Origin of the sequence: Cystobacter fuscus (genome assembly GCF_044360685.1) — a bacterium.
GTDB classification, from domain to species: domain Bacteria; phylum Myxococcota; class Myxococcia; order Myxococcales; family Myxococcaceae; genus Cystobacter; species Cystobacter fuscus_C.
Genome location: NZ_CP043491.1, coordinates 11,419,650 through 11,437,248 on the forward strand (window position 1 = coordinate 11,419,650; position 17,599 = coordinate 11,437,248).

A 17,599-nucleotide genomic window follows, 5' to 3' on the forward strand; every position below is an offset into this window, starting at 1 on the left:
CATGCGCCTCGACTCCCTCCTCCTGCTGACGGCCTGCGCGGCCCTCGCCGCCTGCGACCCGGCCACGCCCGAGCCGGACGACCCAACGCCCCAACCCCAGGGTGATCCCTGCGCGCCGTACGGCCACATCCACCGCGAGGCCACGGGGGACTGGTGCCATTGTGATCGCGGCTACCTCGCGGCCACCGACCGACTGGCCTGCGAGGTGGACCCGAACTACGTGCCGCGCACGGAGTTCGACTTCGGCGACAAGGGCGAGCATGCCTGCTGGCACGTCACCAATGGCCCCTACGCCACGGTGATGGCGAGCACCACGGCCCAGCCACGCGTGGACGCCTTCCACACGTTCTACACCGTGAAGCTCCGCCCGGAGGGAGGCCAGTACGTGGGCACCTTCCAGTTCAAGTCCTACGCCACGGGCGACTTCATCGCCTACCTGAGCCACGAGGGCGTGCCCTTCTCCTTCCACGAGGGCACGAAGCTCGTGGAGCCGGCCGCCACCGAGCCCATCCCCCCCGAGCTGCGCGAGGGCGCATGCCAGGGCGAGCTCGTGCGGATGGTCGGCTACGAGCTGACGGACAAGGTCCAGTACACCGTCACCGTCGGCCCCACGGAGCACTCCGAGCTCTACCTCGTCATCGAGCACCTGTAGTCCCCGCGGCATCCGCCGCATCACCACGAAAGAGAACGACACCATGAAGCCGACGCGACACATCGCCTGGGGCGCGCTCCTGGGCCTGGCCCTCTCCGCCTGCGGTCCCGCTCCCGAGGGCGAGGAGCTGGAGCTCACCTCCCAGGATCAGGGACTCGAGGCGGGCTGCACCGCCCTCAGCCCCTCCATCGCCAGCCACTCCTGCCTGCACTCGAACACCAGCGCCGACCACGTGGCCGTGACGGCCACGAGCGGCCTGACCGCCTCGACGCCGTCCCTCAGCGGCACCCACAAGCAGTTCGACGTGACGCTGCCCGCCGGCGCCACGGGCACGGTGAAGTTCACCCCGGGCACCACGGGCTCCTGGGCCTTCTACCTGAACAAGAGCATCACCTTCACCGCCAAGAGCGGCGCCACGACGCTCGCCTCGGCCCTGGCCCAGACGGTGAGCACCAGCTGCGGGCTGACGAACTACACCGTCTACAACCTCACCGCCGGCACCACGTACACGCTGGAGCTCGGCACCGCGTCGGGCAACCTCGTGGGCGTCATCCCCGAGCGCGTCGAGGACTACAACACCCGCTACTACCAGGACGCGGACGGCGACACCTACGGCAACAACAACGTCTCCATCCTCTCCGCCTGCGTGCCGCCGGCCGGCTACGTCACCGCCCGGTACGACTGCAACGACAGCAACGCCAGCATCAACCCCGGGGCCGCGGAAATCCCGGGCAACAGCGTGGACGAGAACTGCAACGGCTCGCTGAGCAACTGATCGTCCCCGAGTGAAGCGCGCCGGGGCGGCCTCCCTCTCCTGGGGGGCCGCCCTGGTCGCGTTCGTGTCCTGTCCTTCACCCTCCCGAGGAGTTCCCAACGATGCGTCGCGCTCCCCTGCTGTCCACCGTGTTGTCCTCCTGCCTGCTGGCACTGTCCGCCTGTGGCGACGATCCGCCGGCCCCCGCGAACCCCAACCCGGAGCCGGGTGCGCCCTCGGTGACGGCCACCTCACCCGCCGGTGGCGACGAGGCGCAGCTCCCCGGTGCGCTCACCCAGGTGTCCCTCACCTTCAGCGGGCCCATGGACACGTCCAAGGGGACCCTGCGGCCCTCCTCCGGACTGGAGCTCGGCGCGCCCACCTGGTCCGGCCACACGCTCACCGCGCCCATCACCCGCATCGGCCATGACGAGGAGCACACCCTCACGCTCGAGGGCTTCCAGGATGCCGAGGGCCGGCCCGTGGAGCACACGCTGCGCTTCCGCACCGGAACGGATCGCCCGCGTCCGGTCCTCACCGCCTCCAGCATCCCCGAGGGCGCCCAGGACGTGTATCCCCTGGAGCTGTACTTCGACCACGAGGCACGCCGCCCGGGCATCTATCAGCGCAAGCAACTGTCGCTGCGCTTCAGCGTCCCCATGCGTACCACCAACGCCCAGGTGAAGCTGGAGAACCACACCGACCCAAGCATCGCGCCGCGCGTCATCACCGGTCAGTGGCGTGACGAGGGCCGCGAGATGCTGCTCACCCTGCCCGCCCCCGAGGACGGCGGCCCCGGTGGCGCCACCCTGGAGGAGAAGTCCCGCTACACCCTGGACCTGTCCGCCCTGCGCGGCGCCGAGGTGGGCAACCGGCTCGATTCCGCGGCATTGCTCGGGGACGGCCGGCTGGACTTCACGACCTCGGAGCGGGACGGAGAGCTGGAGCACGCCTGCACCCACGCGCTCGCGAACGAGGCGGAGGCGATCCAGGCCACGACGGGCGAGGCGCCCCCGTTCGGCTTCGCTCCCCTCACCGACACGGGCCACTCGCGCTACCGCGTCACACTGCCCGGCGAGCAGCGGCACGGCTACACCTCGCTCGTCTCGAAGCCGGACCAGGACGAGCACATCGTGCTCTATCTCGACCGGGAGCTCGCCGTGGGCGCCTACGACGGCATGGAGTCCAAGGACGTCGCCGTGAAGGTCGAGGCCGCCCGGCCTGTCTGCACGGGCATCACCCACGTGGCCTCGTTCACCGCCACCCAGGGCAACCGCGATTACTTCCTGCGCTTCGGGCCCACGCCGGACGCGGTGTTCGAGTTCATCCTCGAGCGCCACGCCCACTGAGCGGAGCAGTCGAGCACCTCGTTCCGGATCGGTTCGACCAGCGGGTTCTGCTAGCGTCCGCCGCCCGGAGGCAGCATGTATCTGCACGAGCTGACAGTCGCGAACCTCAAGTTGCTTCGCGACATGAAGATCTCCTTCCTGCACGAAGGGAAGCCACGTCCCTGGACGGTGTTCGTTGGCGAGAATGGCCTCTGCAAGACGTCGCTCTTGAGGGCCATCGCCCTCGCCGCGACCGGCCCCGAACGTGGCAATCAGCTTGGGACTTCGTACATCACCACCATGCCGGACAAACGGCGCGAGGATGCGCAGGTCACCATCGAGGCGACCTTCGGCTTCAGTGAGCGCCTCCACAGGTACCGCGAGTATCCCGGCCTGGAAGAGAAACCGCCGCACCCGCCACTCCTCGAAAGCAAGCTCACGACCTCCACGCGGCTCGGAGTGCTGCGCGGCAGTTCCCGATTCGTGGATGCATCGACGAGGGACCCGCTGCCAGAAGGAACGCAGAAAGGTATCGATCCACTCCAGGAAGCCAGAGCGGCCGGATTGAAACTGTGGTTTGTCGCGGGGTATGGCGTGAGCCGCAACATTCCACAGCCACTGAGCACCTCGTCACGCGTCTATGTTCCAGTCCTGGACCGGCTACAGTCATTGTTCGATGGCCTGCCTCTTATCGCCACGGACTTCGTGAGCCGATTCGATGCCAATACGGCCCGCGAATTCGGTGCCCAACTCAAAAAGGCCTTCGTCGATCATGAACTGCTTCCTGATGTCGATGACTTCCTCTTGATGGGAAGGGGTGGCATCAGTGACTCGAAGACATTCGTCGAAGCGAACCGCTTCGCCATGCGGCTTCCCTCGGGTGAGAAAATCAGGATCCCCGCGCTCTGGATGTCCCAGGGATACCAGTCCACGATCGCTTGGGTCGTGGACCTCGTCGCACAAGTCTGGAGCGAGGCCGGAGAACAAGTTTCCTTGGATGAAATAGAGGGACTCGTCCTCATCGACGAGATTGATCTCCACATCCATCCAACCTGGCAGCGCGGACTCATCCGTGCGCTTCGGCACGCACTGCCGCGAGTCCAGTTCGTGGCGACGACCCACTCACCGATGGTGCTACCTGGGCTGGAGTCACACGAGATCTTCATCCTGGAGGCAGATCAGGAGGGAAGCGTGCGGTGGGCTCAATCGAAGCAACAGCCCCGCCTGCTCACGGGGGGAGAGATCTATGAGCGCTTCTTCGACATCCGGTCTGTCTACCCGGAGGAACACGCACAAAAACTGCACCGCTACCTCCGACTGGCCGCCGACGCCTACCGGAGTGACGCGGAAGAAGGGGAGATGAGCGAACTCCGGAAGTGGCTCCAGACCGAAGGAGTACCGGTCGCCTACGAGCCGGTGCCCCGGGAGCAGGTATGATCCGGATAGACAGGGGTCCAGAGCCCACTGAGCTACCGGATGTCCGGCGCGGCGAACTCGAGCGCTTCCGGGCCATCGTTCTCGCGAGTGGTTATGACCGCGATGAACTCGGGACTCGCTACACCGCGGTGAAAGAAACACTCTGGCGCCGACAGGCCTTCAAGTGCTGCTACTGCGAGAAGGTCTGCGAGAATGTTGGCAACGACCTCGAACACTACCGGCCAACGTCACGGTACTGGTGGCTCGCATGGACGTGGGAGAACTTGTTGTTCGCCTGCCCGAACTGCAACCGGTGGGCGAAAAACGACGAGTTCCCCCTGGCGGACGAGAAGACCCGGCTCAAGGCCGAGGAGAGTCCACCGCAGGGGGAGCAACCACAACTTGTCGATCCGGCATCGGAGGACCCCCTCGATTCGATCCACTTCGTACGGGACGAAAAATCAGATCGCTGGCTGCCCCGGCCTCGTGGAGCGAGCGTGAAGGGGGCGGAAACCATTCGTGTGCTGGAACTCGACCGGCAGGCACTCCTGGAACTCTTCCAAAGCTACGTCAGGGATTACTTGATACCTGATGTCACCCACCTTCAGGAGTTGATGAAGACGGGCAACGAGCATGCCGTGCGCGACACCTGGAGACGCAATGTCAGACGGGCCCTCCAACGGACCATGTTCTACTCAGCGCTCGCTCACGATGTGTTCGACCACTACTTCCCCGAGGACGAGCGGCGACGCTGGGGGCTGGAACTCCCGAGGCCATGAGGCCGCGCCTCTCGAGCCCGTCCTCAGTCCTGGCTACTCCCACGCCGCGGAGAACGCGGTGTGCCGCCGCAGGTTGACGAACAGCGCGCGGTACACCTGGCTCTCCGCGGCCACCTTCACCCGCGCCCCTTCCTCGGGCATCTCCAGTCGCTCGAAGAGGGCCCCCTCGAACCAGCGCCGGGGCTGAAGCTCCAGCACGAACAGCCCCTCCTCCTCCAGCTCCACCTCGATGGGCACGAAGTCCACCCGCTGCATCTCCACCGGCGCGGGGAAGTCCACCGTAACGAGGAAGGGCACACGCTGCCCCTCGCGCTCGGCCGTGCCCTCCAGCCACACCGAGTGCCCCTCCAGCGCCGCCGCCTCCGCGCCCAGGGCCCGCGAGGGCGGCTGGAGCAACAGCGACAGGGAGCGCGCCCGGCCGGCGATCCCCGGTGAGCGCCCAAGCACTCGCGCCTGTCCCGGCTCCGCCAACAGGTCGAACACCACCTCTCGGTCCCACTCCCCGAGCACCCTGCCGCCGGAGAAGAAGGACTCGTGCGCGTGCGCGCTGGGCACGAGCAGCTCGCCCAGGCGCCGCCACCACCGTCCCGTGGGCGCCGGCTGCAAGGGCGAGGCGTTCTCGAAGAGGTAGATCGGACCGAGCACCATGCGCGCGGCCGTGAGCTCCACACGCCAGCCGGTGTCGGTGGTGAAGTGCCCCGGGTGCGTCTCCCCCGGAGCAACAGCAGTGCGCAGCCCCATGCGGAAGACGATCCCCCGGCCGCCGGTGCCCGAGCCCCCACACGCGGCCCCCGCGCCGAGCAGCGCGGCTCCGAGCAGGGTGGTGAAGGCACGGCGGGTGGTGCGTGGTGTCGGGGTCATGGCACGGCCTCCTGCAGGTCCAGATGAACGGTGAGCGTGGCGAGCACGGTGCGGGGCGCACCCGCGGAGAAGTGGCGCGTGGCCATCAGCGAGGCCGGGGCGTCCGGGCCACGGAAGTTGGAGACGTAGTTGAACTCGGCCTCGCGCCAGCGCGCGTCGAGCAGGTTCTCCACCGACACGCCCAGCTCCAATGCCTTCCACCGGGCGCTCGCCGCCACGTCGAAGAGGAAGATGGGCTCGCTGAAGCGATCGAGCGGCAGCGGCTTGGGGCCGATGGCGCTGTGGCCCAGCGCGAGCATCCAGCTCACGGGGAAGGTGCCCACGTCGAGCTGGCCGCGCAGCGACGCATCCACCCGGCCGATGAGCTGGGGAATGTAGGGCATCACCGTGCCCTCCCAGACCTTCCAGGACGGAGCGCCGGGGGCCGGCAACGTGGCATGGGCCCAGGCCACACTGCCCTGCACGTCCAGGCGCTCGAGCAAGGTGAAGCGCGAGGTGGCGAAGGCCCCCAGGCGCTGGGAGGGACCCACGGGCTGGTTGCGGCCCGCCGTCTCGTCGAAGACGAGGTCTTGCGACACCCGCGTGGTGAACACGGCGCCGCGCGCCTCGAACTCATAGGGCTGCCCCTCCCCGCCGAGCCGCCAGCCCAGGCCCGTCTCCACGGCCGTCACGCGCGCATAGGGGGCGAGCTCCGCGTCGGACAGGGCCGCCGCGTCACTGGAGCGCGCGCCCAGGCCCGCGCTGGTGAGCCAGGTGAGCTGGGGAGACAGCCGCACCTCGGCGGTGGCGCGGGGGCTCGCGAAGAAGCCATACGCCTCGATGGACTCCTCGGGGATGCGCGGGCCTTGCCGATCCGAGGCGGGCCGGTTCTGGTCCTCCACGGCGAAGAGGAAGGTGTCCAGCCGCACTCCGCCGCGCAGGGTGAGCCAGGACAGCGGTGCGTGCCGCAACGAGGCATAGGCGCCCACGTTCGTGGTGCGCACCTGGTTGTCGAAGAGGGTGCCGTAGGGGGCTCCCCCTTGCGCGCGCAGCCGCCGCGAGCGCGTGAGGACGTCGTCGAAGCGCGCGATGTAGCCCAGCTCCAGGGGCAGGGGCTGATCGCCCAGGCGCACGCCCGGCGTGTAGCGGCCACGCAGGCCCACGGTGAGGCCGCGGTAGGTCTGCTCGGTGGCATCGCCCCGCTGGGACTCGCCGATGGGCGGCACGTCGTTGAGGAAGCCGGTGAAGTTCTCCCGGATGCGCATCTGCCGCATCACCGCGAAGCCCTGCTGCACGAAGCGCCCGCCCCCGCTCAGCCGCGAGCGCAGCTCCGCGGACACGAGGTGCCGCTGCGCCGCCCCACCCTGGTTCGGATCATAGAGGCAGAAGAACTGCGAGTCCGCGTCCGCCTCGCACGGCATGCGCCCGTCCACCACGTCCGTCTCCCGCACCACGCCCGCCGAGGAGAAGCGCGCCGCGTAGCTCGACCCCAACAGCCGCAGCCGCGTCTCGTCGCCCAGGCGCAGCTCCATCTGGGCCATCACCCCCGCGTTGGCATAGGCCCGGTTGGGACCGAAGCCGGGCCCCTGACGCACGAGCAGGCCCACGAAGTTGGCCTCGCTCGTCCCCGGAGGGCCGTACACCAGCGACAGCCGCCGCGAGGCGTAGCTGCCCGTGCTCGCCGAGGCGGTGAGGCCGCGGCGCTTCAGGCCGAGCTGGTACTCCACCGTGCCCGCCACTCCGAAGTCGCCCTGGGATGGGTCATAGGGCCCCTCGGTGACGCGCAGCGAGTCCACCAGCTCGGGGATGATGAAGTAGGTGTCCGCGTAGCCATGCCCGTGCGCGTGGGACACCTCGTTGAGGGGCACACCCTCCAGGCGCAGCTCCACGTCCTTGCCCTCGCCCGCGTCGAAGCCCCGGATGAAGATGGTCTCCGCATGGCCCTCGCCCCCGTGGTTGGCGAGCATGACGCCCGGCGCCAGCAGCATCAGATCCGAGGCGGAGTGGCGCGGCACGTCGGCGAGCTGGCCCACGGAGATTTGAAAGTCCCCCACCGCGGCCGGGGGCGGCGCGGCGGCCTTGCCCCGTACCGTGGTGGCGAACGCGGGCTTCTCCGGCTCGGAGGACTCGGCGGGCGGCGACTCGGCCGGGGGCGGCGTCGGTTCGGACTCGCTCACGGCGGGCGGCTCCGAGGCGGGTTCCGGTGGCGGCGCGGGAGGGGGCTGTGGAGGAGGCTCGAAGGTGACGGGCACATCGGCCTGGACCTCCACGGCCACGTCCCCCTGCCTCGCGGGCTGGAAGCGCCAGCGCAGGGCCGCCGCCATGGCGGAGCGATCGAACGCGGCCCCCGCCGACTCGCGCACGTCCACGCGCGACACCTCGCCCTGCTCGTCGATGGTCAGACGCAGGAGCACCACGACGGGCGCCACTGGCGCGGGCTCCCCGGCGGGCAACACGGGAGGCGCGATCTCCACCGCGACGGGAGGGGTCACGGGCTGCGCGGCCACGGCCCCCAGGAGGCAGAACAACAGACAGGAGGTCCACATGGGTCGGCTGCCGGGTATACCACCGTCCGCTTGACTTGCAACACAGTTGCAACTACTCCCCGGTTGCATGAGCACACGATCGTGGATGAAGCGGGGCGCGCTGTTCGGGGTGCTGGCGCTCGGGGGTGTGGGCTGCGAGCCCGCGGCCGAGGGCGAGGTGCGCGTGACGCTGAGTGGCGGAGACGGTACCCAGCGCGGCTACAATGACCACCTCTTCCAGGATGGCTGGTCCGTGCAGTTCACGAAGTACCTGGTGTCGGTGGGCGACTTCACGCTGACGTCCGCCACCGGGGAGAAGCGCACCGCGGCCGGCCAGGTGCTGGTGGACGTGCAGAAGGGAGACATGCCACTCGCGCACCTCGAGGGGCTCGCCGCGGGCCGCTGGAGCGTGGGCTTCCGCGTGGCCCCTCCTGGCGCGGACACGACGCTGCCGGACGGCAACGTGTCCCCGGAGGACCTGGAGCGCATGCGCACGAAGGGCTACAGCTACTGGGTGGAGGGGATCGCGACCAAGGCGAACGTGGGCGTCTACACCTTCCGCATGGGCTTTCCCGTCAACGCGCGCATGGTGGACTGCGTCAACGGGGTGGATGGCACGCTGGGCATCGTGGTGCCGGAGAACTCCGTGGCCCAGACGGAGGTCACCATCCACGCCGAGCACATGTTCTATGACCGGCTGGGCACCCACCGCGGGGTGCTGCTGCGCTTCGACGCCCTGGCCGCCACCGCCAACGCCGACAAGGTCATCACCCCCGAGGGGCTCGCCTCCCAGCGGCTGCTCGACCTGCGCGACGCCCAGGGCCGCGAGCTGAAGGACGCCCAGGGCAAGCCCGTGGTCTACGAGCCGGGCGCCTACACCGTGCGGACCCTCCAGGAGTTCGTCACCCAGAGCATCGTGGACCAGGCACACCTCAATGGCGGAGGCGTCTGCACCGTGGCCCACGAGGGCTAAGCCAGCCGAACCAGGTCCGTTCAGGGGGTAGGGCCGACGCACAGTCGCATGCGTTATGGCCGGTGCAGCCCGCCGGGCTGGGTCCCTCCCTGTCTGGTTGGAAGGATTCCGTCCTATTCTCCAGGGGCGATTCCAATCGGGGGGAGGCACCAAACTTGGAGAAACCGCACGGCCACACCGAACCAAACCGACAGGGACGACGAACGCGGCCGCGGTGGGTGGCCTGGGAGTTCTGGCTGGTCGTCCTGCTTCTCCAAGCGGCGTGCGCGACGCACGCCCCGATGGCGGGAATGGGTGGGTCGCGGAGCCGCACCTGGCCGGAGGTTCCCGAGGATGATGCGGCCCGAGCGGGCCCGGCTACGGAGCCAGGACTCGAGGGCATTCCAGTTCTTGACGTGGTGGTAGTCGCGCCCGGGCGAGTGAGAACACGGCCCATCCCCATCACCCAGGCGGAGTTTCGGGAGCACGTGGAGCAACTCGCGCGGGGGCGCAGGCTCCAGGGAGGGCCCCAGGAAGCAGCTGCGGAATTGCTCGAGGTGCAGGAGTTGCTGCGCCAGGCCCAAGAGGTGCGGCCAATCTCAGACGTGGAGGGGGCGGGCAGATTCAGCGCGGAGGTGGACCCACAGGCTGACGGCGGCCGGGGGAGGGTGTATTCCATCCTGCCAGAGGAGCAGTGGGGGCCTGTTCAACTCGACCCGCGAGCCGAGGCCGAGTTTCGCGCGATGTATGGGCGGTTCTGCATCGCCCGAGGAGGCGGCGACTGCCTCGGACTTTCGAGGATGGCCCCTATCTGCGCTCGGATGACCGAAGCACCCTGGCCCTGGCGCTGGCCTTTGGCTCAGTCCTGGACGAAACGTACGCAGCACTGGGTCGAGAGCTGAGCCCCAAGGCGCTCCTCACGTCTGTTTTGTGGACAGCGAGTTTCTACTTTGGATTGTGGCTATTGCCGGAACCGGCGACCAAGGGAGTGGCGGCCGTGCTCACGGTGGCACTGGTGGCCTGGCTCGGTATCGACACGGTGTGGGGCCTCATGGACGGGTGGGCGGAGCTCGTCATGAAGGCGAGGGAGGCCACCACCTTCGACGAGCTGCGCGAAGCGGGGGCGGGGTTCGCGAAGGTACTGGGGACCGACGCGGCCCGGGCGACAATCATTGCAGTGACGGCGCTGTCGGGGAGGACGCTGGCGGAGGTAGGCCCGGCGTTGCGCTCGCTGCCGAGCTTCCGGCTCGCTCAGGTGCAGCTCGCGGGGCAGGGGGCGCCGAAGTGGGTGGTGGTGCGGTTGGACCAGGTCAAGGCGGTGGCCGCCTCTGCGGAGGGGGCCCTGGCGATCACGGTGGGGCCCGAGGGGGCCCTCGCCGGCGCGATGATGAGCCGTAACAGCGCGGCGAGCGCCAGCACGAGCGGGGTACCTGCGAACGAGGTGTACCGGCACCGCGGCGGTAATAGGCAGGTAGAGAGAAACGGTGAGCGGTGGCACCTGCCACGGGGCGTGTCCGTCAACGACATTCCCGCCTCGGATCCCTTTGGGGACCAGTTCCAGGAAGCGGCGAAACAGGTGGCCTCACTCTGGGGGCCTCAGCACTTCAGGGTGAGGGAAGAGAGGGCCATCAGGCGGATGCTCCAACGGGGGCTCGTTCACCGCGCGAACCTGCTGGAGCGCCAGGCGCGAGGGCGGTGGGTGGAGAGGGAACTCCGGAAGATGTATCCGTCGTTGGACTGGAAGAGTCGTGGCGTCGATGTGGTGAGCCCTACGGGGCAGAAGTACCACTATGAGATTCTGTCCGGCACGGAGTCGAACTTCGAGCTTCACGGGCGGCGAATGGCGAGCACCTTCTTTCGCATGATTTACTTCTGACATGCACGCGAGTTCCAACGTCCGCTACGAGGAACGAGTCATCGAGGGCGAGCGGCTCGAACTGACCGACAAGGAAGCCATCTACTGGCTCGGCCCGAACCTCACGTTGCGGCGTTGCACCGTGGTCCTCGGCGTCGGAGAGAGGCAGTTGGTGCCAATGTGGGGGAGGCTGATCGACTGCACCATCACAGCGAAGCGAGAGGTGGCCGACCAGTGGCTCACGTCAATGCGATTCGAGGGGTGTCGGTTCGTCGGCAAGTTTACGGGTATCGGGTTCGGTCAGCGAGCTGGCGTGGACAGGTGGTGGGAGCACGGTGGAATCGCGAACTGTGACTTCTCGGAGGCTCGGCTTGATGAGTGCGTTTTCCACAGTTGCGACATGCGGACAATCAGGCTTCCGAAGTGGCCGTGCTTCACCATCGTGGAGCCCATCAAGCACGGGCGGGAGTTGCTGAGTGTGCCGTGGCCGGGAGACTTCGTGCCGGTGGCCCTCGATGGGCCGCTCAAGGAACAGCCCACCACGAGCGCAGTAGCGCTCTACGCGCCAGCGGAGGCGAAGCGCTCGGGGGCGACGCTGGAGGAATTCAAGGCGGCCGTGGAACGATTCGACTTCATCGTGCGATGAGGTGGCGAATCAGGGCGTTAAGCCCGCAACCAGCCACCTGCTCGGCTGCTCCCCCTCCTCTCGGGCGGCGGCTCCCCGCCTGAGGTCGCATGGGCCGGGTTGGCGCCGCGGTGTGTCGTCCCCAACGTTTCGCGGCAGGTCATTCAGGCCACTGAACCAACCCTGGAGGGGTCACCATGAAGAAGCTTCTCACCGCCCTGGTCGTCACGCTGAGCACCGCCGCCATGGCCCAACAGGTGGACAACACCCAGGCTCAACAGGAGCAGAAGCGCAACGAGGGCCGCCGCGTCTCCACCGGCGTGGATGCCACCGACGTGGGACCGGCCATCGACAACACCGCCAAGGACGTGGGGCAGGCCATCGGCGGGAGCGGCCAGGCCGCCAAGGAGGACGTGAACGAGGCGGCCCGGGACGTCAAGAAGGACGCGAGCGAGGTGGCTCGGGACGTCAAGCAGGACGCCAAGGACGTCAAGCAGGACGCCGAGAAGACGGCGGACAAGCTCGCCCACAAGGCGGGGCTGGCCACCGCCAGCCAGGGCACCTTCAAGAAGGACAAGGCCTTCACCGCCACCGGCACCTTGAAGAACACGGGGGGCGGCGGCGTGACGCTCGTGCGCCCCGGCTTGCCGGACGCCAACCTGGACGTGCGCCAGGAGACCATCGTGATGCTCGACGGGAAGAAGGTCGACTCGAGCGTCATCCCCGAGGGGTCGCAGGTGCGCGCCCGCTTCCAGCTCGAGGGTGAGGAGATCGTCGCCGTGGAACTCAACGCCACCAGCCCCAAGGGCGTGAAGAGCAAGGCCCCGGTGAGCCCGAGCAATTCCCAGCCGAGCACCCCGTCTACCCAGCCGCTTCCCCAGCAGTAACACCTCGCACGTTCCGCCAGGGACGTACGCCGGGCCCGTTTCCCTCTCGGGGAGCGGGCCCGGCCCTTTTTCCACCCCTCGTACGGCCGTGCGAGGACCTGGGGAGTGAAAGTCGTTTCCCTCCCTGGGGACTCCCCTGCCCCGGGCGTTCCCCTCGCGGGCAACTGTCCTGCTGGGCATGACGCTTGCTGTACGCAGGACAAGGGCCCGTGCCGGGCCCACGGAAGAAGAGGACGGAACATGCGCGGATGGGTGGGGGCGTGGGCGTTGGGGGCGTGGGTGGCAACGGGATGCGGGATGCCGGAGGAGCCGGTGGCACCACCGGAAGGCGACGGAGCGCCCATCGTCGCCGAGGTGCCTCCTCCAACGAGCGAGCCCGTGGCGAACCCCGGGCCCGTCGAGCCGCCTCCGCCCGCGGAGGAGCCGAACGCCCCCGTGCCCCAGCCCCCCGCCGAGCCACCACCTCCCGCGGCGGAGCCCACCGTGGGCCCGTGGCCGGACGAGGCGCTCGTCAACTACTCCAGCCGCTACGGGCTCGGCGCCAACATCCAGGGCGTGGCGGTGGATGACGCCTACAACATCTGGCTGCTGGATGGAGAGCGCATCGGCGTGCTGCGGCCCGGCGACAGCGCCCCCCGGTGGACGAGCGGCGTGGGCCAGGCGGCCGGAGGGTTCGGGTATGACCGGCGGGCCCTGGGCTCGAGCGTCATCTGCGGCGGCAGCGCGGGCCGGGCCTACGTGGGCTACCTTACCTACGAGCTGGACACCGCCTTCATCTTCAGCCCGGATGGCAGCAACTTCCCCCAGTACGACGACCCGGATCCCACGCGCTTCGACCCCGTGCGGTACGACGAGTACCTGAAGGGGGACATGGACGTGGTGAAGCTCGGGGCGGATGGGCAGGTGGTGCTGGAGGAGCACCTGAGCCGCTCGGCGCGCAGCAACGGACCGCGCGACATCGGCATCCGCAACACGAACGATCACCACTTCGACGAGGACCGCTCCGTCTTCACCTGCGTGAAGGTGATGCGCGGCCAGCACCGGGGAGACCTCTACATCGGCACCAACCACGGCGTCACCCGCATCCGGGGGCTCGAGTACAACAGCCACCGGCACCCGGTGTGGTTCAAGCCCAAGCCCGATGGCGGCCAGACACAGATGGCGGGCTACACCTATGGCCTGGGCATCGCGCAGAACGGGGACGTGCTCATCGGCAATGACTGGAACCTCGGCGTGGTGACGCCCTCGGTGGCGCTGGCGGACTGGGACCGGGTGAGCGAGACCCTCAACGTCGAGAAGCTCAATTCCTATCTGCCCGAGCTCAACTCGCTGGAGGAGAAGGACTTCTGGCGCTCGCTGCAGCAGACGACGGACGGGAGCTACTACGCGGCCAGCAAGGACTTCGGCCTGTGGAAGTTCACCATCTCCCGCCGCACCGAGTCCCATGGCACCAAGGTGACGGGGCTGCCCACGGACGCGCTCACCTCGCTCGCCGCCACGGATGACGGCTCGCTCTTCATCGGCACGCGGGGCTTCGGGCTGTGGAAGCTGGATGCCCAGAAGCAGCTCACCCACGTGGACGGCGTGGACGGGGCGGCCGTGACACAGCTCGTCTATGATCCCACGGTGAAGCCGGCGATGCTCTACGTGCTCACCAACGCGGGCCTCACGGTGCTGCGCGGGAACTGAGGACCCCCTGGCTGCTCGATGCCCCCCCGCTCGGGCCAGGGGGGGATGCGTCCGGCGAGGGTGGGAATTTCTTTTCACCCTCCCGCCTTTTGCTGGGGCTCGCTGTCACCGGCTGGAGACCGGGCGAGCGGGCACAAGCCCCCCTGTCGTCGGGTGTGGCCGGTGTCCTCTACACTTCCAGCCGTTCCGTGACGGAAGGAAATGCATGGCCCTGAGACTCGCCCGCCGCCGCTCCGCCCTTGAGACCGCCCCGACCGCTGCTGGCTCCGCCGCACTGTCCCTGCAGCGCAACACCATGCGGCGCAACGAGCTGAAAGCGCCGGGGCCGGATCCGCTGCGGCCCGAGGCGCGGCTGCGCTGGAGGGATCACTTCACGCTGTCGGAGAACGTGCTGCACGTGCCGGGGATGCACCGGGAGCATGACGGGCTGCGGATCGCGCACCTGTCGGACATCCACGTGGGGCAGGCGACGTCGGCGGTGCGCATCCGGCGCGCGGTGGCCGAGGTGAACGCGCGCGAGCCGGACGTCATCTTCCTCACGGGCGACTACGTGACGCACAGCCCCAAGCCGCTGCCGCGTGTCATCGAGCTGCTGGCGGGCTTCACCCGGCCGGTGTTCGCGGTGCTGGGCAATCATGATCATTGGGTGGACGCGCACTACCTGCGCACGGGCTTCGAGCGCCTGGGCTACACGGTGTTGCAGAACGAGCACCGGGTGGTGCAGGTGCGGGGCGCGCCGCTGACGGTGCTGGGAATCGATGACGGGCGCACGCACCGGGACGACGTGGAGGCGACGTTCCGGGGAGCGCCCGAGTCCGGCACGCGGCTGGTGCTCACGCACACGCCGCCCACCGTCGAGAAGCTGCCCGAGAATGGCAATCTGGTGCAGTTCTCCGGGCACACGCACGGCGGGCAGTTCGTGGTGCGAGGGCTCACGGAGGCCATCTTCCGGCGCGCGGGCCAGCCGTACATCCAGGGCCACTACCACGTGCGTGGCAATCAATTGTACGTGAACATGGGTCTGGGTTTTGGCTTTGGCGGCCCGTACCTGCGCCGCGGCACCTATCCCGAGGTGGCCTTCTTCACCCTGCGCCACGCCGAGGCGGCGAGCGCGCACTGAAGTTGCCGTCCCTCGTCTGATCCGAAAAGCAGACCACGCACCTCGGACAGTGGCGCAACGCACTGTCCGAGGGCGAGGTGCACGGAGGGGACGAGGAAGCCGTCGTCCAAAGAATTGGCGGAGACCCTGAACCTGTCGGAATGTTGACCGAAGGCAGGAGTGTGCTGGGCTGCCCTGGAGAACCCCGTCCAGGAAGAGGAACACTGCGGCCCATGGGCACGAACCCCTTTGAAGCACTCGAATCCCTTGGGCGACGCTGGGAGGAAACGCCCTCCCCTGAAGAGAAGGAACGGCTTCTCCTCGCCATGGATGCGCTCAGGTTCGTGTCAGCGACCGGCCAGACCTACGACTTCCAGGCTTATCGCGAGAGCCTTGAGGCCCAGGCGCCTCCTCTCGTGGTCGCGACCTTCGACACGCGCGAGACGGCTGATGCCTGGCTGAAGGCCACCTCCAGGCCACCGCATCATGCCTATGTGTTGATCGCGGGCGAGTACCACATCGTCATGTACATCCCGGAGATGAATCACCGCAGGCTGATCTCCCATCCCGTTCTGGAGTTCTATCTCGCGGACATGATTCGAGAGGGGCTTCCCGCTCCGGTCGCGACCTTCAAGACGCACGAGGAAGCCCAGGCGTGGCTTGACCATCAATCCGAGCCACCACGTCAGGTCTTCATCACCATCGAAGAGGACTACCACCTCGTCGTGTACCATCACCGGGTGAATCTCCGCGTGATGTACCCCATCTCCATGGCCGCGAAGTCTGAGCAAGAAAGACTTGACGGCAAATCAGCCTGACGCCCTCCGATTGAGAGGGACGCAGCGCGAAGAGAAAACGTACCTGTAAAACGGTGCCCCTTGCTTTCGAAGGTATGCAACGGCTGTAAGGTCGTGCTGGGAAAATAGGAGGCACATCCGGTGAAGGCGCTAGGAGATGGAAGCGCCGCCACTACCGCCTGCTTGCGTATTCCGGCGAACTAAAGACCAACGTCTCGCCGTCTAGCAACACCTGCGTCCACTAAATCAGAGCATAGGGACTTCATTCCCCCAACCAATAAAGACTGCGCCGGGTGCTCAGCACTTGTTCCAAAAACTCCGAGAATGAGCTAGCAATCTGTGTGCAGTATTCCAGATTGGGCCAGGTCTCGCGGTCTCCATCAATGAGTGGGTAGCACCCATCCACCTGTCGGCTCACGTCTAGAACGACATAGTTTCCATCGCGGACGTAGCAGACACTGTACATCGAAGCGGGACCACGCGAATCATCATCGATTCCTCGGATAGACACCCGGGCGCGGACAATCTTCGACAACGGCAGGATTTCATAGGGCGAATCCTCCCGCCGAATCAGAGAGGCCCCATTACAGTGCAGGTAGAAGGCCCGCAGGTCTGGGTCCAACTTCCAGTTCACCCGGCGCTCGAACTCCTCGATGTCCTCGGGGGAAGCGGGGGGACACGGAAAATGGTCACGAGAGACCTCCTCAAGCAGGCTTCTCATGGGTGTCGTCATCGTCAGTTGTCCGTGTAGGGCAGATCGACCCCTGCTGTATTCCAGGGCGCCTTGCCGTCATAGCAGACAGGGTACTGATCGTTGAACACTTTATGTACATCCGGCTGCGCGGGAATGATGTTGTTGGGATCCACCGGATCACCACCATGCCAGAGATCCCGGATGTGATGGCCCGGCCACGAAGGACCATTTTCGGTCGGCCAATCTCCAAACTTCTTGCTCCACTTCTCCCGGAAAGTGTCTCGAATGTTGTCCCACCTCTTGCGCTCAGCTTCCTTCTTCACCTTCGGCAAGACGGGATAGTTGCAACAGCAGTGGTAGACAGCATAGCGGCTACCGCCTGCGACAGGGATGGGCAAGGCAATCAAGCGCCCCTCCCAGTCCAGTTTGATGTCGACCAGCCACATGCAGCCCATGAGTTGGTAGCCCTGCTGGACGCACTCCTTCTGGCATCCGGTCATGAACTCCCGTCTGCATTGCCAGGGTCCATAATAAAGAGTCGTCTTCAACTGTCCGCCCGGCACTTTCAACCAAGGCAGCTCTTTCTTCGTGGCGGGTCGGCTTCCTGGTGAAGGTGCAGGGCCGGACCCTCCCGAGCCCTGAGCAGTCACGCATCCAGAGAAAAGCACCAGCAACACCGCCGTCCCGGGCAGCTTCATGGAAAGCTT

General features: G+C 67.3%; 16 protein-coding genes. 12 read left to right on the forward strand and 4 right to left on the reverse strand.

From position 1 onward, the window contains the following. Position 1: 1 nt before the first annotated feature. The 5 genes from F0U63_RS46745 to F0U63_RS46765 all read left to right on the forward strand — a co-directional run bounded on the left by F0U63_RS46745 (position 2) and on the right by F0U63_RS46765 (position 4,929). On the forward strand, positions 2 to 652 hold the full coding sequence (locus tag F0U63_RS46745; RefSeq protein ID WP_395841631.1) for a hypothetical protein: 651 nt from the start codon (positions 2 to 4) through the stop codon (positions 650 to 652). A gap of 43 nt (positions 653 to 695) precedes the next feature. Then, positions 696 to 1,427: a putative metal-binding motif-containing protein gene (locus F0U63_RS46750; protein ID WP_395841633.1), complete on the forward strand. Its 732-nt coding sequence runs from the start codon at positions 696 to 698 to the stop codon at positions 1,425 to 1,427. A gap of 101 nt (positions 1,428 to 1,528) precedes the next feature. After that, positions 1,529 to 2,755, forward strand: coding sequence for an Ig-like domain-containing protein (locus tag F0U63_RS46755; RefSeq protein WP_395841635.1), 1,227 nt, complete (start codon positions 1,529 to 1,531; stop codon positions 2,753 to 2,755). A gap of 75 nt (positions 2,756 to 2,830) precedes the next feature. Further along, positions 2,831 to 4,171: an AAA family ATPase gene (locus F0U63_RS46760; RefSeq protein ID WP_395841637.1), complete on the forward strand. Its 1,341-nt coding sequence runs from the start codon at positions 2,831 to 2,833 to the stop codon at positions 4,169 to 4,171. Beyond that, positions 4,168 to 4,929, forward strand: coding sequence for a hypothetical protein (locus F0U63_RS46765; protein ID WP_395841639.1), 762 nt, complete (start codon positions 4,168 to 4,170; stop codon positions 4,927 to 4,929). The genes F0U63_RS46760 and F0U63_RS46765 overlap by 4 nt, the downstream gene beginning before the upstream one ends. Positions 4,930 to 4,962: 33 nt before the next feature. Here F0U63_RS46765 and F0U63_RS46770 read toward each other — a convergent pair whose 3' ends face one another. Both F0U63_RS46770 and F0U63_RS46775 read right to left on the reverse strand, forming a co-directional pair. Continuing rightward, positions 4,963 to 5,790, reverse strand: coding sequence for a hypothetical protein (locus F0U63_RS46770; protein WP_395841641.1), 828 nt, complete (start codon positions 5,788 to 5,790; stop codon positions 4,963 to 4,965). Next, positions 5,787 to 8,315, reverse strand: coding sequence for a TonB family protein (locus F0U63_RS46775; protein WP_395841643.1), 2,529 nt, complete (start codon positions 8,313 to 8,315; stop codon positions 5,787 to 5,789). Before F0U63_RS46775 ends, F0U63_RS46770 begins: the two co-directional genes overlap by 4 nt. Before the next feature lie 67 nt (positions 8,316 to 8,382). On the opposite strand from F0U63_RS46775, the gene F0U63_RS46780 reads away from it, so the two are divergent. The 7 genes from F0U63_RS46780 to F0U63_RS46810 all read left to right on the forward strand — a co-directional run bounded on the left by F0U63_RS46780 (position 8,383) and on the right by F0U63_RS46810 (position 16,219). Further along, positions 8,383 to 9,267, forward strand: coding sequence for a hypothetical protein (locus F0U63_RS46780; RefSeq protein ID WP_395841645.1), 885 nt, complete (start codon positions 8,383 to 8,385; stop codon positions 9,265 to 9,267). 976 nt (positions 9,268 to 10,243) lie between these two features. Beyond that, positions 10,244 to 11,122 (forward strand): hypothetical protein, encoded by an 879-nt coding sequence (locus F0U63_RS46785; protein ID WP_395841647.1) that lies wholly within the window; start codon positions 10,244 to 10,246, stop codon positions 11,120 to 11,122. A 1-nt stretch (position 11,123) separates the two neighbouring features. Beyond that, positions 11,124 to 11,747, forward strand: a complete 624-nt coding sequence (locus tag F0U63_RS46790; RefSeq protein ID WP_395841649.1) for a hypothetical protein — start codon at positions 11,124 to 11,126, stop codon at positions 11,745 to 11,747. Positions 11,748 to 11,923: 176 nt separating this feature from the next. Next, positions 11,924 to 12,613 (forward strand): hypothetical protein, encoded by a 690-nt coding sequence (locus F0U63_RS46795; protein WP_395841651.1) that lies wholly within the window; start codon positions 11,924 to 11,926, stop codon positions 12,611 to 12,613. 240 nt (positions 12,614 to 12,853) lie between these two features. After that, positions 12,854 to 14,302, forward strand: coding sequence for a hypothetical protein (locus F0U63_RS46800; protein WP_395841653.1), 1,449 nt, complete (start codon positions 12,854 to 12,856; stop codon positions 14,300 to 14,302). A gap of 205 nt (positions 14,303 to 14,507) precedes the next feature. After that, on the forward strand, positions 14,508 to 15,422 hold the full coding sequence (locus F0U63_RS46805) for a metallophosphoesterase (RefSeq protein ID WP_395841655.1): 915 nt from the start codon (positions 14,508 to 14,510) through the stop codon (positions 15,420 to 15,422). Between the two features lie 212 nt (positions 15,423 to 15,634). After that, the gene (locus F0U63_RS46810) at positions 15,635 to 16,219 is read left to right on the forward strand and encodes a head protein (protein WP_395841657.1); all 585 of its coding nucleotides are present in this window, start codon (positions 15,635 to 15,637) and stop codon (positions 16,217 to 16,219) included. A gap of 241 nt (positions 16,220 to 16,460) precedes the next feature. On the opposite strand, the gene F0U63_RS46815 is transcribed toward F0U63_RS46810, so the two are convergent. Continuing rightward, a complete protein-coding gene (locus F0U63_RS46815; protein WP_395841659.1) occupies positions 16,461 to 16,931 on the reverse strand; it encodes an SMI1/KNR4 family protein in 471 nt (156 codons plus the stop codon). A 2-nt stretch (positions 16,932 to 16,933) separates the two neighbouring features. Beyond that, positions 16,934 to 17,590: a hypothetical protein gene (locus F0U63_RS46820; protein WP_395841661.1), complete on the reverse strand. Its 657-nt coding sequence runs from the start codon at positions 17,588 to 17,590 to the stop codon at positions 16,934 to 16,936. Positions 17,591 to 17,599 lie beyond the last annotated feature (9 nt).

Coding starts and splice junctions, on each gene's coding strand:
- F0U63_RS46800 (WP_395841653.1), top strand. CDS start 12,854: ATGCGCGGATGGGTGGGGGCGTGGGCGTTGGGGGCGTGGGTGGCAACG.
- F0U63_RS46760 (WP_395841637.1), top strand. CDS start 2,831: ATGTATCTGCACGAGCTGACAGTCGCGAACCTCAAGTTGCTTCGCGAC.
- F0U63_RS46775 (WP_395841643.1), bottom strand. CDS start 8,315: ATGTGGACCTCCTGTCTGTTGTTCTGCCTCCTGGGGGCCGTGGCCGCG.
- F0U63_RS46815 (WP_395841659.1), bottom strand. CDS start 16,931: ATGACGACACCCATGAGAAGCCTGCTTGAGGAGGTCTCTCGTGACCAT.
- F0U63_RS46755 (WP_395841635.1), top strand. CDS start 1,529: ATGCGTCGCGCTCCCCTGCTGTCCACCGTGTTGTCCTCCTGCCTGCTG.
- F0U63_RS46790 (WP_395841649.1), top strand. CDS start 11,124: ATGCACGCGAGTTCCAACGTCCGCTACGAGGAACGAGTCATCGAGGGC.
- F0U63_RS46810 (WP_395841657.1), top strand. CDS start 15,635: ATGGGCACGAACCCCTTTGAAGCACTCGAATCCCTTGGGCGACGCTGG.
- F0U63_RS46820 (WP_395841661.1), bottom strand. CDS start 17,590: ATGAAGCTGCCCGGGACGGCGGTGTTGCTGGTGCTTTTCTCTGGATGC.
- F0U63_RS46765 (WP_395841639.1), top strand. CDS start 4,168: ATGATCCGGATAGACAGGGGTCCAGAGCCCACTGAGCTACCGGATGTC.
- F0U63_RS46750 (WP_395841633.1), top strand. CDS start 696: ATGAAGCCGACGCGACACATCGCCTGGGGCGCGCTCCTGGGCCTGGCC.
- F0U63_RS46770 (WP_395841641.1), bottom strand. CDS start 5,790: ATGACCCCGACACCACGCACCACCCGCCGTGCCTTCACCACCCTGCTC.
- F0U63_RS46780 (WP_395841645.1), top strand. CDS start 8,383: ATGAGCACACGATCGTGGATGAAGCGGGGCGCGCTGTTCGGGGTGCTG.
- F0U63_RS46745 (WP_395841631.1), top strand. CDS start 2: ATGCGCCTCGACTCCCTCCTCCTGCTGACGGCCTGCGCGGCCCTCGCC.
- F0U63_RS46805 (WP_395841655.1), top strand. CDS start 14,508: ATGGCCCTGAGACTCGCCCGCCGCCGCTCCGCCCTTGAGACCGCCCCG.
- F0U63_RS46795 (WP_395841651.1), top strand. CDS start 11,924: ATGAAGAAGCTTCTCACCGCCCTGGTCGTCACGCTGAGCACCGCCGCC.